This is a genomic window from Candidatus Defluviilinea gracilis, from assembly GCA_016716235.1.
Lineage (GTDB): Bacteria > Chloroflexota > Anaerolineae > Anaerolineales > Villigracilaceae > Defluviilinea > Defluviilinea gracilis.
This window is the reverse complement of sequence record JADJWS010000001.1, coordinates 1,713,843-1,729,313: the sequence shown is the minus strand read 5'-3', so window position 1 is coordinate 1,729,313 and position 15,471 is coordinate 1,713,843. Positions and strand designations below refer to the sequence as shown.

At 58.0% G+C, this 15,471-nt stretch carries 13 protein-coding genes; all 13 read right to left on the bottom strand.

Annotation, left to right across the window (positions count from 1 at the left end):
• Nucleotides 1-3: 3 nt before the first annotated feature.
• Nucleotides 4-1,605: a methylmalonyl-CoA mutase gene (locus IPM31_08105; protein ID MBK9006945.1), complete on the bottom strand. Its 1,602-nt coding sequence runs from the start codon at nucleotides 1,603-1,605 to the stop codon at nucleotides 4-6.
• A 105-nt stretch (nucleotides 1,606-1,710) separates the two neighbouring features.
• A complete protein-coding gene (locus tag IPM31_08100; GenBank protein MBK9006944.1) occupies nucleotides 1,711-2,118 on the bottom strand; it encodes a cobalamin B12-binding domain-containing protein in 408 nt (135 codons plus the stop codon).
• Between the two features lie 98 nt (nucleotides 2,119-2,216).
• Nucleotides 2,217-3,371, bottom strand: a complete 1,155-nt coding sequence (locus IPM31_08095; GenBank protein MBK9006943.1) for an acyl-CoA dehydrogenase family protein — start codon at nucleotides 3,369-3,371, stop codon at nucleotides 2,217-2,219.
• Nucleotides 3,372-3,595: 224 nt separating this feature from the next.
• Nucleotides 3,596-4,798 (bottom strand): CoA transferase, encoded by a 1,203-nt coding sequence (locus tag IPM31_08090; GenBank protein ID MBK9006942.1) that lies wholly within the window; start codon nucleotides 4,796-4,798, stop codon nucleotides 3,596-3,598.
• Nucleotides 4,799-4,891: 93 nt separating this feature from the next.
• Entirely contained in the window at nucleotides 4,892-5,326 is a 435-nt protein-coding gene (locus IPM31_08085; GenBank protein ID MBK9006941.1) for a VOC family protein, read from the bottom strand.
• A complete protein-coding gene (gene hisC / locus IPM31_08080; protein MBK9006940.1) occupies nucleotides 5,323-6,444 on the bottom strand; it encodes a histidinol-phosphate transaminase in 1,122 nt (373 codons plus the stop codon). Before hisC ends, IPM31_08085 begins: the two co-directional genes overlap by 4 nt.
• A 112-nt stretch (nucleotides 6,445-6,556) precedes the next feature.
• Nucleotides 6,557-8,893, bottom strand: a complete 2,337-nt coding sequence (locus IPM31_08075; GenBank protein ID MBK9006939.1) for a xanthine dehydrogenase family protein molybdopterin-binding subunit — start codon at nucleotides 8,891-8,893, stop codon at nucleotides 6,557-6,559.
• The gene (locus tag IPM31_08070; GenBank protein MBK9006938.1) at nucleotides 8,890-9,357 is read right to left on the bottom strand and encodes a (2Fe-2S)-binding protein; all 468 of its coding nucleotides are present in this window, start codon (nucleotides 9,355-9,357) and stop codon (nucleotides 8,890-8,892) included. Before IPM31_08070 ends, IPM31_08075 begins: the two co-directional genes overlap by 4 nt.
• On the bottom strand, nucleotides 9,354-10,199 hold the full coding sequence (locus IPM31_08065; protein ID MBK9006937.1) for a xanthine dehydrogenase family protein subunit M: 846 nt from the start codon (nucleotides 10,197-10,199) through the stop codon (nucleotides 9,354-9,356). Before IPM31_08065 ends, IPM31_08070 begins: the two co-directional genes overlap by 4 nt.
• 48 nt (nucleotides 10,200-10,247) lie before the next feature.
• Nucleotides 10,248-10,898, bottom strand: coding sequence for a 2-oxoacid:acceptor oxidoreductase family protein (locus IPM31_08060; protein ID MBK9006936.1), 651 nt, complete (start codon nucleotides 10,896-10,898; stop codon nucleotides 10,248-10,250).
• 248 nt (nucleotides 10,899-11,146) lie between these two features.
• Complete coding sequence (gene iorA, locus IPM31_08055) at nucleotides 11,147-13,042, bottom strand: indolepyruvate ferredoxin oxidoreductase subunit alpha (protein MBK9006935.1); 1,896 nt, start codon at nucleotides 13,040-13,042, stop codon at nucleotides 11,147-11,149.
• Nucleotides 13,035-13,868, bottom strand: coding sequence for a ParB N-terminal domain-containing protein (locus IPM31_08050; GenBank protein ID MBK9006934.1), 834 nt, complete (start codon nucleotides 13,866-13,868; stop codon nucleotides 13,035-13,037). The genes iorA and IPM31_08050 overlap by 8 nt, the downstream gene beginning before the upstream one ends.
• Before the next feature lie 87 nt (nucleotides 13,869-13,955).
• Nucleotides 13,956-15,338 carry a TrpB-like pyridoxal phosphate-dependent enzyme gene (locus IPM31_08045; GenBank protein ID MBK9006933.1) on the bottom strand — a complete coding sequence of 461 codons (1,383 nt, stop codon included), beginning with the start codon at nucleotides 15,336-15,338 and terminating at the stop codon, nucleotides 13,956-13,958.
• Nucleotides 15,339-15,471: the final 133 nt, after the last annotated feature.

Sequence of the window (15,471 nt, the reverse complement as noted above, 5' to 3'; positions counted from 1 at the left end):
CAATTACAACCGCACCTGTTCCGCATATTCGCCGAAGACTTCTTTCAGCGTCTTCGTGATCTCGCCAATGGTCGCGTATGCGCGCACGGCTTCGATCAACGCGGGCATGGTGTTCTGCCCGTCTCTCGCGGCGGCGCGGACTTTTTGAAGCGCCGAATCAACCGTCCCTGCGTCGCGAGCCGCGATCACTTCCGCTGTGCGGCGAATCGACTCCTCCGCCTGTTTCGAGTCATACGGATGCAGAGCCACGTCGCGCTTTTCCTCTTCCATGCGAAAGCGGTTCACTCCGACTTTTGGAATTGACCCATCCTGGACGCCTTTTTCAAACTGATAGGCTTGACGCGCCACCTCGCCCTGCAAGATGCCCGCGCTGACCGCCTCCACGATTCCGCCCCACTGTTCGTCCACACGCTTGATCTCGTCCGCCATGCGGCGCTCGAATTCGCTGGTCAAACTTTCGACGTAGTATGAACCGCCGAGCGGGTCCACGGTGTCGCCGATGCCCATCTCTTCGATCAGGATTTGCATGGTGCGAAGCGAGATCAACGCCGCCTTTTCGGTTGGGATGGTGTAGGCTTCGTCGTAACTGCACAGCGCCATGGTCTGCGTGCCAGAGAGGGCGGAGATGAGCGCGTAGTACGCGCCGCGCACGATGTTGTTCTCGGGTTGTTCGATGGTGAGACCGCCGCCCCCGCCGCCCGCGATCATCTTCATCATCATTGTGTTGGGATTTTTCGCGCCGAACTCGTCTTTGATGATGCGCGCCCATAACCGCCGCGCCGCGCGGAACTTTGAAATCTGCTCGAAGAAGTTGCCGTAGATATCGAAGTTGAACGAGATCTGCCCCGCGAAGTCGTCCACGCTCAAGCCGCGCCCCAGCCCGCGGCGGATATATTCGCGCGCGATGGAATAGGCATAGGCGATCTCCTGCATGGGGTTCGCGCCCGATTCGCGGATGTGGTATCCGCAGACCGAGACGGGATAATATTTCGGCGCGTTGCGCGCGCAAAATTCGATCGTGTCGCCGATCAAACGGACGGCTGGCTCGACGGGGAAGATCCACGCGCCGCGCCCGATGTATTCCTTGAGGATGTCGTTCTGCGCCGTGCCGCGCACTTGATTCAACGGCACGCCCTGCTTTTCGGCGGCGACAAAATACATCGCCATGATGGGAGCCGCCACCGCGTTGATGGTGAGCGAGACGCTGATCTGGTCAATGGGGATGCCCGCAAAAGCGACTTCCATGTCCGCGAGCGTATCCACCGCCATGCCCACGCGCCCCACTTCGCCATCCGCCAGCGGGTCGCTGGAATCGAGTCCCATTTGGGTGGGCAGGTCGAAGGCAACGTTGAGGGCGTTCTGTCCGTTTTCGATCAGGAACTTGAAGCGTTGGTTGGTCTCATGCGGCATTCCGAACCCCGCGTATTGACGCATGGTGAACGGTCGCTGGCGGTACATGAAGGGATGAATCCCGCGCGTGAACGGGAATTCGCCTGGCTTGCCGATGTCGCTCGCGGCGTCGATCTCTTTCAAGTCTTCGGGTCCGTACACGGGTTTGACGGGGATGCCCGATTCCAGAATCACATCTCGAATTTTGTCTGCCATTGGAACTCCTATGGGCAAAATTTTTTCAAACACAAAGGACACCAAGTACACAAAGGGTGGAAGACGTTTGGGTTTATTCCTTCGTGACCTTCGTGTACTTCGTGTTTAAGACACTTTATCCGCGATGCTGTTTCGTATGAACGCGGCGATCTCTTCGAAGGGACTGCCTGTGGGGAAGACGCCCGCCACGCCGAAGGAGGTCAGCGCGGGGATGTCCTGTTCGGGGATGTTGCCGCCGACGATGACGAGTTTGTCGTCCATGCCCGCTTTGCGGAGTTCGTTCATCAATTTTTCGGCGATGGGCAGATGCGCCCCAGAAAGAACGGAGAGACCGATCACGTCCACGTCCTCTTGCAACGCGCTTTCGACGATTTTGGGGACGGTCTGATGCAAGCCTGGGTAGATCACCTCAAAGCCCGCGTCGCGCAAGGCGAGTGTGACCAGTCTCGCGCCGCGGTCGTGACCGTCCAGCCCTGGTTTGGCGATCAACACTCGGATAGGTTTTTGTGTCATAAGTCAATTCCTTCTGTTTTCTTCATCCGCAGATTACGCTGATCTTCGCCGATTTTTCTTTTTTTGAATCTGCGCAATCTGTGTCATCTGCGGATAAATTATTTCCGCGACTCGGGCGCGCCCATGGCTTTGGAGATGACGTTCCTCAGCACTTCGGATGTGCCGCCGCCGTATAGTAAAAATCGCGCGTCGCGGTAATAGCGTTGCGCGTCGTATTCCATCGCGAAGCCGTAACTGCCGTAGATGCGCGTGCATTCGTCGGCGATGAAGTTGGCGGTTTCGGTGGCGAATAGTTTCGTCATCGAAGCGAGTTTGACGTCTTTATTGCCCGCGTCAATATCCTTCGCCGCCTGATAGACCAGCGCGCGCGCCGCTTCGAGACGAGTCCCCATCTCGGCGATCTTGTGCGAGACGGCTTGATAGTTTGCAATCGTCTGCCCCGACTGGACGCGCTCATTGGAATATGTGATGGACGATTTCAACGCCGCCTCGCCCAAACCGAGCGCCAACGCGCCCGTCATCACGCGGATCTGGCACAGGATGTCGCCGAGATTCTTGAACCCCGCGCCTTGTTTGCCGAGCATGTTCTCCGCAGGGACGTGGACATGCTCCAGAATCAACTCGGAGGTTTCCGAGGCGCGCACGCCCATCTTCTCGATCTTGCGCCCCACGCGCACTCCCGCGCGTTCCTTCTCGACGAGGAAAAAGTCAATGCCTTTGAAGCCAGCCTCGGGATCCGTTTTTGCGGCGACGGTGAAGAAGTCCGCCACCGTCGCGGAGGTGATCCACATCTTCCTGCCGTGAATCTCCCAGCCGCCCTCCTTTTGAATCGCGCGGGTGGTGATGCCGCCGAGGTCGGAGCCGAAGTCGGGTTCGGTCATCGCGATCGTGCCGATCTTTTCTCCGCGCAATGCGGGCATAAGCAGGCGTTGACGATGTTCGTCTGTGCCAAAGCGATGGACCAAGTCGGTGCCCATCAGCGTTTGCATGGCGACCGCCGCCCCCAGCGAGAGCGAGCCGCGCGCGATCTCTTCCATCATCAGGCAGTAGGTGAGGAAGTCCGCGCCCATGCCGCCGACGGATTCGGGATAGCGCAGGGCGAAGTAGCCGTTGGCGGCGCAGCGTTGAAACAGCGCGCGCGGAAATTCGCCCCGCTCGTCCATCTCTTGCGCGGAGGGAATCACTTCCTTATCCACAAAACTGCGGACGGAGGCGCGGAATTGTTTTTGTTCTTCGGTCAGCAATAGATCCATTGGTTAGCCTGTTGTACTTGCAGTGAAGAGCCGTCCACGAATTTTTTCACGAATACTCGAATGTGTTGCGCCAATTCGTTTATTCGTGGTTTTATTCGAGGATGGTTTTCTAGATTGTCACAACAAAATCAGGACGCTGACGCGAAGCGCGCAGAGAACGCAGATTTTCTTTTTTGAATCAGCGAAATCAGCGTTTTTCTGCGTCCCAATAAATTGCCATGCCATCAAACAACGCCTTTCTCCTTCAACTCATTCACGTCGCAACTCAACGCGCCGAATACGTTTTCATTATGCTCTCCCAAACGCGGAGGGAATCCTAGAGTCAAGCCGCGCGCGCGTAAGTGCGCGGAGATGACCGCTGGCGGCGAAATGGCGATCTCGATTCCCGAACGCGCATCGCGCGCCTTCACCAGTTGACTCGCGATCAACGGGTCGGCGCAGACTAGCGGGATGCTGTTCACACGCGAGACGGGCACGCCGATCTTGTTGCACATTTCGATGATCTCAGCCGTGGAATGCTTTTTGAAGATCGCGCTCAATTGCTCGTTGAGTTCATCCACCTCCGCGATGCGCCCCGCGTTGTGTTTGTATTTTTCATTCGCCAGCGATTCGAATCCCGCCTGCCCCGTCAACGCCTCCCATTGACGGTCGGTGCCGACGGCGAGATACACGAATCCGTCCGAGGTGGGGTAGACCGACACAGGCGCGAAGAATTGATGCGTGTTGCCGCGCCGCGCCGCCTTCACATCGAAACTATGCGAAAGCAGGACGGGCGAGACCATCCACGAAACGGCGGATTGAAACATGGAAATATCGAGCCGCGTCCCTTCACCCGTGACCGCCCGCCGATATAACGCCTTCATCACCGCGCCGTAGGCATGTTCGCCCGCGCCCAAATCCACCATCGGCAAGCCGAAGACCATCGGGTCGCCATGCGCGTCGCCCGTCAACTCCATGAAACCCGCGCGCGCCTGCAAGATGGGATCGTACGCCGCTTCGTTGCTCGTCGGTCCAAAACCCGTGATGCCCACCCAGATCAAATCGGGTTTGATCGCGCTCAGCGTTTCGTAATCAATGCCGAGCTTTTTATACGAATCGGGGCGTTGATTCGTGGCGAAGATGTCAATCGGCGTTTCGCGGATCAGGCGATGCAGGATGCGCCGCCCCGTTTCGTCGAGCAGGTTCAGGGTGATGGATTCCTTCCCTAAATTGTTCGGCAGGAAGTAGGCGTTCATCCCCGACTCGAAGCCTGTCTCGGCGTTCGAGTCGCTCAACACCTGCGGACCCACCCAACGGTTCGGGTCGCCGCGCGGAGGCGACTCAAGGCGGATGACCCGCATCCCATCCATGACCAGTTTCAAGGTCATATAAGGAAGCGTCGTCGCCTGTTCGAGAGAGAGGACAGTGAGAGAGTCGAGGGGATTCATATCATTGATTCTCCCTCACCCTAACCCTCTCCCGCAGGGAGAGGGGACTCCCTTCCCCCCGCGGGGGAAGGGCTGGGGATGAGGGCGCATTTCCTACGCCACAGCCTTCTTCTCCGCCAGATGGATCAACACGCCGAACGAATCTTTCGGATGCACGAACGCTTCGCGCCAGACCTTGCCTTCAAACGTCACGCCTTCGCCGTAGGTGTGACGATAGGCGATGCGCCCGCCGCGCCGTTCCAACTCGGCGATGGCTTCGTCGAGATCGTCCACCTCATACGTGATGTGATGCACGCCAGGTCCGCCGTTGTGTTTGAGGAACTTCGCCACAGGGCTGTCTTCGCGCGTCGGCTCGAGCAGTTCCATCAGGCTTTCGCCCACTTCAAACGGGCGATAGCGGATGCCCATGTCTGCGATGTTTTCCTCGTCGTGGAATTTTGCGTCGAACCATTGCTCGAAGAATTTCTTCGCCTCATCCAGATTTGGCACAGCCAATGCGACCCGTTCAATGCGTTTGATGTACGTCACGCGGCGACTCCTTCCGTTTCCAGCACGTGTTTGAGAGTTTTGATAAAGTCCGTATTTTCTTCCATCGTCCCCACGCTGACGCGGATGGCGTTCTTCATCCCGAACGTGGTCAACTCGCGGACGATGAATCCGCGTTGCAAAAGCAATTCCGTCAGGCGAGCCGCCCCCAGCGGCGGAGCGATGATCGCGACAAAGTTCGCCTGACTCGGAATGGCTTGCAAATCCAAATCGGCGAACGACGATTCAAAATAATCGCGCCCGTTCAAGACCGTCTTGCGCTGAAGTTCGTTGTACTCGTCGTCGTCCATGCTGGCGGCGGCGGCGCACAGGGCAATGTCGCTGGTGTTGAACGGCAGGAGCGCGTGGCGCGTGTACTCGGTCAACTCGGCGGAGGCGATCATATATCCCACCCGCAGATTCGCCAGCCCCGAAGACTTGGAAAAACTCCGCAGGACGATGACGTTGCGTCCCTGCTCGATGTACTCCAGGCTTTTCGCGTGCGCGGGATCGGTCATGTATTCGTGGTACGACTCGTCCATCACCACCACCACATGCTCGGGGACCTTGCTCATGAAACGCTCGAATTCCTTTTGCAGGATGATCATGCCCGTCGGGTTGTTCGGCGAGCAGAGAAAAACGATGCGCGTATCGTCGTCAATCGCGGCGAGGATCGCGTCGAGGTCGAAGCGGTGATGCGCGGTCAACGGGATGATGCGACACTCGCCGCCGAAGGTGGTGGTGAAGATGTGATACATCGGAAACGTCACGTCCGCCATGACGTTGTTGCCGCCGTCGAAAGTGAACGCCTGCGTGATCATTCGCAACAAATCCGTCGCGCCGTTGCCGATCAGAAAATTATCTTCGGTGAAACCGCGCCCGAACCGTTCCGCCAGTTTTCGGCGCAGGGTCACATCTCCCACGCCAGGGTAGCGATGCGCCTCCGCCATCATCTCCAGCGCGGCTTGAATCGCAAGCGGCGACGAACCCACTGGGCTTTCATTCGAAGCCAGTTTGACGATCTTCTCAAGCCCATACTTTTCGTGAATCTCTTGAATGCTCCTGCCCGCCACATACAGCGGGACAGTCAACAGGTCGGGGTTGAAGCGGGGTTTCGTCATTCTTTCTCCTTGGCTCTCGCGCGTTATACCTTCAAAATTGGACGCGGATAAACGCCAATGAACGCGGATTCAAAAAAGAAGAATCTGCGTTCTCTGCGTTTTTCTGCGTCCCCTAAAGAACCGCTCCCTTTTCTTTCACATCCAACGCCGCCAGCACGCGCTCGGGAGTCATCGGCAGTTGGATCATGCGCGCGCCCACCGCGTCGTAGATCGCGTTCGCAATCGCGGCGGCGGTCGGCGTGCCGCCCATCTCACCCACGCCCTTCGCGCCGAACGGGCCGCCAGGGTCGTCGGTCTCGATGATGTGCGTTTCGATGATCGGCATATCGGCGGAGGTGAACAGGCGGTAATCGAGCAGGTCGGGGTTCATCACTTTTCCATCTTTCACGATCAACTCCTCGGTCAACGCATAGCCCAACCCCATCTGCGCCCCGCCTTCGATCTGCCCCTCCACCGCCATCGGGTTGATCGCATGACCGACGTCGTTCGCGCACGCCAGCCGCAACACGCGCACCTTGCCCGTTTCGGTATCCACTTCCACTTCCGCCATTTGCGCGCCGAAGCCGTACGCCGCCGAAATATTTCCTTTATACGTATCCTTATCCACCAGTTGAGTCGGCGGGTCGTACCAGCCTTCGCCGAGGATAACCTTGCCGCCCTCCTTGAAATGACGACGACGGGCAACCTGTTCCAATGAGATGGACTTCCCCGCTTCATTCTTGACGGAGACCTGCCCCGCGCTCGCGGACAGTTGATCCACGCCGACGCCGAGCAATTGCGAAGCCGTCTCGAAGATTTGATTCCGCGCATCCACCGCGGCGAGGTACGCGGCATTGCCCGCGATGAACGTCGTCCTGCTGGCGTGGACTCCCACATCCCAGGGTTTGATGTCGGTATCGCTGTTCAACACCGTCACGTTTTCGATCTGCGCGCCCAGCGTCTGCGCCACGATCTGTGCCAGCACCGTCTCCGACCCCTGACCGATTTCCGTCGAGCCAGTCACCAGCGTGACGTGACCGAAGTCGTCCACTTTGACCGTCGCCCCACAGCCGTCACTGCGATAGATGCGCGCCCCGCCGCCGACGTTCAGCGTGGAGGCGAATCCGATTCCCCGTTTGATGTGCGGCGGCAGGTTTCCATTGTTGCCGAGTTCAAATGCCGAAGGTTGCTTCGCTGAAGTTGTCGGCGCTTTCTGCGCGACGCTTTGGTCCGCGCTCGCGGCGACCGCTTCGAGACATTCCTTCAACCCGCAGGAGGTGATCACCAATCCCTGCGGCGTGGTGGAGTTGGGCACGTTCGCGTTCAGGATACGGAAGTCCACAGGGTCCATGTTCAACGCTTCGGCGAGACGATCCATCAGCGTTTCGATGACGAACGTGGATTGCGGGTTGCCGTATCCGCGCATCGCGCCCGTGATGAGGTTGTTGGTGTACACGCAGTCCGCTGTGAAGCGCGCGTGAGGAACTTGATATAACGAAGCGGTGGTCTCCATCATCACCAGCGGCGTGACCGTTCCCCACGAGATGTACGCGCCCACATCCAACATACACGACACATCCCTGAAGGTGAGCGTCCCATCCGCTTTTGCGCCCGCCCGCGCGGTCACTTCCGCTGGCTGGCGGGCAGGACCCGCCAAAAATTCCTCCTCGCGCGAGAACGCCACGCGCACAGGCTGACCCGTCTTGCGCGACATCAACGCCGCGATGGGTTCGTAGGGATAGATGTCCAACCCGCGCCCGAACGCGCCGCCGACGGCGGTTTGAATGATGCGGACCGCGCTCCCAGGAATGTTCAACGCTTCGGATAGATCGCGCTGTAACAAAAACGGGATTTGCGTCGTGCTCCAAAGAGTCAAATGCTCCCGATGATCGAACTGCGCCACGACCACGCTGGTCTCCATGCACACATGCGAGACATACGGAAGCAAAAATTTCTCCTCCACCACAACCGCCGACTCGCTCTCGCCCCGCGCCAGATCGCCGTGCGAGTAGTTGTAGCGCTGGAACAAATTCGACTTGTGTTCGGGGTGAATCAACGGCGCGGATTCCATCAGCGCTTCGCGCGGCGAAAAGACATTCGGCAGAAGTTCGTAATCCACTTCGATGAGCGACAGCGCTTCTTCGGCGATGTCGGCGTCGGTTGCGACCACACCCGCGATCTCGTCGCGCAGACTTCGCGCAATATCCTTGAACGGCTTGTTATCCTTGCCGTAACCGAACAAATGCGGCGGATTATCTTTGAACGTCAACACGCATTTGACGCCGCGCAATTTCTCGGCGCGGGAGGTGTCCATGCGAACGATCTTGGCGTGCGGATACCGCGAATATAAAATGCGCCCATGCAACATGCCTGGCAGGCGCACATCGTGACCATAGGTGGTCTTGCCCGCCGCCTTGCTGGGCGCGTCCAGTTTGGGAATGCGTTGACCGATGAGCGGCGCGTCCGTCATGCTCTTCCCTCCGCAACGCTCATCACCGCTTCGATGATTTTCGCGTACCCCGTGCATCGGCAGAGATTGCCCGCCAGCCACGCCCGCGCTTCGGCTTCGGTTGGCTTGGGGTTTTCATCCAACAGCGCTTTGATGTTCATCACAAAACCTGGCGTGCAAAAGCCGCATTGAATGCCGCCCTTCTCGACCAGCGCGCGTTGAATGGGATGCAACTGCCCCTCTGTTGCGAGTCCCTCGACAGTGAGAATCTCCGCGCCGTTCCAATCTGCCGCCAGCATCATGCACGCAGTCGCAGGCGCGCCGTCTGCGATGACCGTGCACGCGCCGCAATCGCCCGAGTCGCATCCGCGGTGCGCGCCCATCAAGCCGAGTTCGTTCCGCAGAACGTCCAGTAAACTTCGGCGCGCGTCAACATACACTTCATGCGCGTCGCCATTCACCGTAAGTGTGATCAGCAATTTCATAACGTTGCCTCGATGCCTCTGCGGACCAAAACTTCCACCATGCGTTTGCGATACCACGCCGCGCTTCTCACGTCGCTGATGGGGGAACACGACTCGGCGGATATTGTCGCGGCTTGGCGGATGATCTCGCCTGTCAGCGTTTTTCCCTCCAGCGACTCTTCCCCGCTTCTCACCCGAAGTGGAGTTGGCGCGACCGCCCCCAACACGATCCGCGCCTGACGGCATTTGCCGCCCTGTTGTTGAATCCGCACAGCCGCGCCGACGATGGCAATGTCCATGAAGGCGCGCGGCGAATGTTTGAGATACGCCGTCTGCCCCTGCGGCGGCGGGACGATGATCTCTTTTAATAACTCGCCCTTTTGCAAAACGGACCTGCCAGGACCCGTAAAAAATTCGGCGAGCGGAATCTGTCGCTCGGAGGAAAGGCTGACGAGACAGGCAACCGCATCCAGCGCGATGAGAGGCGGGGCGAGGTCTGCGGATGGCGAGGCGTTGCACAAGTTGCCGCCCAGCGTCGCAAGACTGCGAATCTGCTCCGACGCCATGAGTCCCGCCGCGATGGCGAGAACAGGATAAAAGTCGCGGATGAGCGGCGAGCGGGTTAAATCCCTCAGCGTGGTGAGAGCGCCGAGGCGCAGTCCTTCATTGGAATCGAACGACAGCGCGCGCAGTTCGGGGATGCGCTTGACGTTGAGCACGGCGGCGGGCTTGAGGATATGATTTTTCATCCTGAGAAGCAGGTCGGTGCCGCCCGCGATAACGGCGGCGTTCCCATTGCGCTCGGACAGAATCGAAAGCGCTTCGGATAGTGTGGCGGGGGTGAAGTGGTCGAATGTGTTCATGATATGAGTGTGGTTCTGAAAACCTTTTAACCACGAAGGTCACAAAGGTCACGAAGGTTGTGAAGGGAAAACCCTCACAACTTGATTTTCTTCCTCCCCTTTGTGTACTTCGTGTCCTTTGTGTTTCATTTCTTCCTCGTTCATTTTCTTCCCCGCCTCGAAGCCCGCGTGGATCGCCCGCAAATTGTTCTCGCTTCCCTTTTTGGAAATTTGTTTGAGCGTTTGAATCATGTCTTCGTAGGGAAGACCCAAAACAGAAAACGCCGCGACGAACCCCGCCATCACGATATTTGCGGCGGCGGGCGAACCCAACTCGACGGCGACTGCGGTGGCGGGATAATTCAAAACGCGGATGTCCAACCGTTCGAGATGCGGCGCGAGACTCGCGTGCAACCCTTCGGCGCTGTTGACGAAGACCGCCCCGCCGCGGCGCATGAAGTCGAGGTTTTGCGTGGCTTCGCCCGCATCCAGGGCGATCATCACATCCGCCGAGCCGCGCTGGATGAGCGGCGCGTCGCTTCCGTTGATCTTGAGATGCGAGATGACCGAGCCGCCGCGTTGACTCATCCCATGCGTTTCAGAGACGACCACGCCCTGCCCAAGTTCGAGCGCGGTTTGCGAAAGCAGGCGCGTGAGAAAGACGATCCCCTGCCCGCCGATGCCCGTGATGATGACCTTGCGTTCGTTGGTTGAGTTCATGTTAATCAATGTTTCGGCGGGCTAACCCACAGGGGGCTTTGCACAGCTCTGCCTCTTTTATGAAAGAAAGTCGGATATTGTTTTCTTCTGAAAATCAAGCCATTAACCTTAACTGCACATACCAAACCACCGAGACACGGAGACACCGAGAAAAATTTATTAAAGACTCCGTGACTCAGCGTCTCCGTGGTCTATAGTGGAACGAAACACAACCCTTCATCATGATTGCAATTGGCTCTCTTTATGCTTCATACCGAACCCGCCATCTCGGCAATCTTCGGGACGATGAATCCCTTGTGGCAGGCGTCAATGCACTGACCGCAGTCCACGCAGATGGTGTAATCAATATCCACGCGGCTGCCGTCGGCGCGCAGAACCAGCGCGGGACATTCAAACGCCTCCGTGCAGAAGCGGCATCCGTCGCATTCTTCGGTGATGACGACGGGCAGCGGATTTTCCAGAATCGGCTCCTTGTCGTACAACACGCACGGGCGGTCCGCGATGACGACCGCCACGCCTCCATTCGGAGATTGCGCGTGCGCCTGCGCCTCTTTCAGGATTTCGGCGAAATCCTCCTGCTCGTACGGGTCGGTCACTTTGAGGTATTCGACCCCGCAGGCGCGAACCAGATCGGGGATGGAAACTTTGCGCGGCGCGTCGGAGCCGTCGGCGAGATAGTCGTTCGCGGCAGTCGGCTGAAAACCCGTCATTGCCGTGGTGTGGTTATCGAGGATCAACAACACAAACCGCGCCCCCGTGTGGACGGCGTTGATCAGCGGCGGGATGCCCGAATGTAAAAAGGTCGAGTCGCCGATGGTCGCCATGATGACGCGCTCGTCGTTGGCGAGTCGGTTGGCTTGGAAGAATCCGTTCGCCATCGTGATCGAAGCGCCCATATCCACAAAGGTATCCACCGCGCGGAGATTCGTCCCCAGCGTGTAACAGCCGATATCGCCAGGGTAAATGGCGCGCGGACCGAACGTCCGCTTCATGGCGTAAAAGGCGGAGCGATGCGAACAGCCCGGGCAGAGGCGCGGTCGCCTGACGGGCATGGGCAGGGTTTTGAGGAACGCGCTCAGTTCGCTGTCTGCGGGCGCGGCGTGGACTTGCATCCCCGCTTCGGTGAAGGCTTTGTGCAAAATCGCGAACATCACTTCGGGAGTCAACTCGCCCGCGTTGGGAACCGCGCCGTCGAGCCGTCCCTTCACGTTGCTGCGGTCCGCAATTTGCAGTTCGATACACGCGTCGGGTTCTTCCAGCACAATCACGGTTTTGACCGACGCGCAGAAATTTTCGATTAAAGATAATGGCAGTGGGAACGGCGTCCCGATCTTGAGCATGGGAACGCGGACGCCCAACTCGCTCAACGCCTGATGGGCGGTGTGATACGCGACGCCCGAGGCGATGATCCCGATCGCGCCGCCGTCGGCGTTGATCGTTTCGTTGTATGTGGATTTGGAAAACTCAGCGGCGATGTCGCTCAGTTTCTGGTTGAGTTCCGTATGAAGTTTGAAGCGCAGTTTGGGGGTGGCAGTCCAATGGACCGGGTCTTTCTGAAATTTGACGGAGGGGATTTTTTCATCGGGCGCGGATTCGTCCACGTCGTTCGGGCTGACGACGTGACACAAGCGCGTCGTCGGGCGCACGATGACGGGGATCTTGAAGCGCTCCGAAAGTTCGAACGCATCCTTGATCATCTCCCGCGCCTCGGCCGGCGTGGACGGGTCGAACACGGGGACTTTGGCGGTAAGCGCCAGCAATCTTGAATCTTGTTCGGTCTGGGAGGAATGCGGTCCAGGGTCGTCGGCGGGGATGATGACGAACCCGCCCTTCACGCCCGTGTATGCCGCGCTAAACAGCGGGTCCGATGCGACGTTCAATCCCACCTGTTTCATGGCGACGGCGGCGCGCAGTCCCGTCCAACTGGCGGCGAGCGCTACTTCAAACGCCACCTTCTCGTTGACCGACCACTCCGCGTACACGTCGCGGCGGAGGCGTTTTTTATATTTGATGACCCCCGCCAAAATTTCAGAACTTGGCGTGCCAGGGTAGGCGGTCACCACGCGGCACCCCTGTTCCACCATCCCCAAAGCGATCGCTTCGTTTCCAGTGATCAGTTGAGAGGTCATAATCCATTCACTCATCGAACACAAATACCGGTTCCTGATACAACCGGATCTTGTTCACCTTCAATCTCTGGCGGATGCTTTCATCCAGCCAGGCATTTTTTTCTTCAAGGGAGGTCGAATCGTCAAACTTCCCAATGGGGATATTCAACCCCAACGCTCGCCCCGGGATGAGATGCCGGGTCACCCCCATGGGAATTTTGCTCCCGTTGAGGGCGATCTCAACCACATCCGACGGCGCGTACGCGGGAAACGCAATGACCGCCGAAAGGTTGGGGTATTCCCCGATCAGGAGCGGCATGTTGATCGCCGCCGTGCGATGGACTTCCGCCTTCCCTCGATATACCGAGACCAACTGACAAAGCAGATCCGCCTTATCGCACACATCGCCCTCGCACAACACGGCGAATTGGGAACCGTTGCGCATGATGATGCAGGCTTCGATATCCCGCGCGTTCAATCGCTGAATGGCGGTCGCGTCCTCGATCGGTTCAATCGTAAACTCGTCGATATCGGCAAGGTCCGCAAGCAAATGCTCCGGAGACAAACCAACGATGATGTGGTTCCAAACGCTGAGGTCTACTGTTTCTTTGTCATACTCCACGATCTGGACCATGGCGTCGCGGAAGCCCATAGCCCTCAGCGCCGTCACGCGAGTCGCCCCGTCTAAAACAATATATTTCGATTGATATTCCGCCACAATGGGCGGATTACGCAGGAGCCCATCCCGCGTGATGGAATCAACGATCCGTTGCACGCGGTAGGGATCATCCTCTTCATGCAGTAATAATGTCTCGAGCGGCACAAACCGCAAACGGATTTCAGAAGGTTCAAGGGTACGCATAGCAAGCCAATCATCTACTGTCTGTGTTTCTGAAATATTCATTCCTCCAACTACGCAGTTGGAGGAATGAATAAGAGATTCCGCTCGTTAGAGCGCGACCTCCGGCAGTTCCTTCATGGAAGCCTCGATCTTTTCAGCGGGGTATTCAAAGCGTTGGAGGTTTCCTTTCATATATTCATCGTACGCCGCCAGGTCGAAGATACCGTGCCCGGAGAGGTTGAAGGCAATCACTTTCTTCTTGCCTTCTTCTTTGCACTTCAACGCCTCGTTGATCGCGGCGCGAATGGCATGAGACGATTCGGGCGCCGGGACGATGCCTTCCGCCTTGGAGAATATGGAGGCGCCTTCGAACGTATCTAACTGGTCGATGGCAATCGCATCAATGTGACCGCTGTCCACCAGCGCGGAGACGTGCGGCGCCATGCCGTGATAGCGCAATCCGCCGGCGTGGATGCCCTCCGGCACGAAGTTGTGCCCCAGCGTGTGCATTTTGACGATGGGCGCCATCTGCGCGGTATCGCCGTAATCGAAGGCGTATTTGCCTTTGGTGAGCGTCGGGCAGGCCGCAGGTTCGACAGCCACGACGCGCGTCTTTGCGCCTTCGGTCAGATTCTTGTGGATGAACGGGAAAGTGAACCCGGCGAAGTTGCTTCCGCCGCCGACGCAGGCAATGACCGTATCCGGGTATTCGCCAGCCATATCGAACTGCTTGATGGCTTCCAACCCAATGACGGTCTGGTGCATGAGCACGGGTCCAAGCACAGAACCGAGGGAGTATTTATACTTGCCACCGGAGGTCGCCGCCGCTTCCACCGCCTCCGAAATAGCAATGCCCAGCGAGCCGGGGCTGTTGGGATCCTCCGCCAGCACTTTTTGCCCGTATTGGGTTTTATTCGACGGGCTGGGAGTGACCGTCGCGCCGAAGTTCTCCATAATGATGCGGCGGTATGGCTTCTGGTTGTAGGAAACCTTCACCATGTAGACATGGCATTCCAGATCAAAGAAGTTGCACGCCATAGACATCGCCGAACCCCACTGCCCCGCGCCGGTCTCGGTCGTGAATCCCTTGACGCCTTCTTCTTTCGCGTAAAACGCCTGGGCAATGGCTGTGTTGGGTTTATGCGAACCGACGGGCGACACCCCTTCATATTTATAGTAAATATGGGCGGGCGTGTCGAGCGCCTTCTCGAGGCGGCGGGCGCGATACAGAGGCGACGGACGCCACAGTTTGTATATCTCGCGGACCGGTTCGGGGATATCGATCCAGCGGTCCATGCTGACCGCTTCCATGATGAATTTCATGGGGAATAAAACCGCCAGAAAGTCCGGCGTCACCGGCTCTTTGGTGCCGGGATGCAGTACCGCGTTCCAGGCGGTCTTGGCCGGGTCGACCGGCATATCCGGGTTGATGTTGTACCAAGCCTTGGGCATATCGGCTTCGGTGAGTACGTACTTATATTGGTCGCTCATGGTTACTCCTCGCTTTGTTTGATTGAATTGTTGGAAGAAGATTTCTGATTTATTGTTCATCCATAACGCTTCTCCTATTCATCTTCAATACGTCAATTGGCAGTCGCTATTGAACGTCTACTTGCGCATACCA

Excerpts from the sequence above, each read along its gene's own strand:
- IPM31_08095 (MBK9006943.1), bottom strand. The coding sequence starts at position 3,371 with ATGGATCTATTGCTGACCGAAGAACAAAAACAATTCCGCGCCTCCGTC.
- IPM31_08100 (MBK9006944.1), bottom strand. The coding sequence starts at position 2,118 with ATGACACAAAAACCTATCCGAGTGTTGATCGCCAAACCAGGGCTGGAC.
- IPM31_08070 (MBK9006938.1), bottom strand. The coding sequence starts at position 9,357 with ATGAAATTGCTGATCACACTTACGGTGAATGGCGACGCGCATGAAGTG.
- IPM31_08060 (MBK9006936.1), bottom strand. The coding sequence starts at position 10,898 with ATGAACTCAACCAACGAACGCAAGGTCATCATCACGGGCATCGGCGGG.
- IPM31_08090 (MBK9006942.1), bottom strand. The coding sequence starts at position 4,798 with ATGAATCCCCTCGACTCTCTCACTGTCCTCTCTCTCGAACAGGCGACG.
- IPM31_08075 (MBK9006939.1), bottom strand. The coding sequence starts at position 8,893 with ATGACGGACGCGCCGCTCATCGGTCAACGCATTCCCAAACTGGACGCG.
- IPM31_08065 (MBK9006937.1), bottom strand. The coding sequence starts at position 10,199 with ATGAACACATTCGACCACTTCACCCCCGCCACACTATCCGAAGCGCTT.
- IPM31_08050 (MBK9006934.1), bottom strand. The coding sequence starts at position 13,868 with ATGCGTACCCTTGAACCTTCTGAAATCCGTTTGCGGTTTGTGCCGCTC.
- hisC (MBK9006940.1), bottom strand. The coding sequence starts at position 6,444 with ATGACGAAACCCCGCTTCAACCCCGACCTGTTGACTGTCCCGCTGTAT.
- IPM31_08045 (MBK9006933.1), bottom strand. The coding sequence starts at position 15,338 with ATGAGCGACCAATATAAGTACGTACTCACCGAAGCCGATATGCCCAAG.
- IPM31_08105 (MBK9006945.1), bottom strand. The coding sequence starts at position 1,605 with ATGGCAGACAAAATTCGAGATGTGATTCTGGAATCGGGCATCCCCGTC.
- iorA (MBK9006935.1), bottom strand. The coding sequence starts at position 13,042 with ATGAGTGAATGGATTATGACCTCTCAACTGATCACTGGAAACGAAGCG.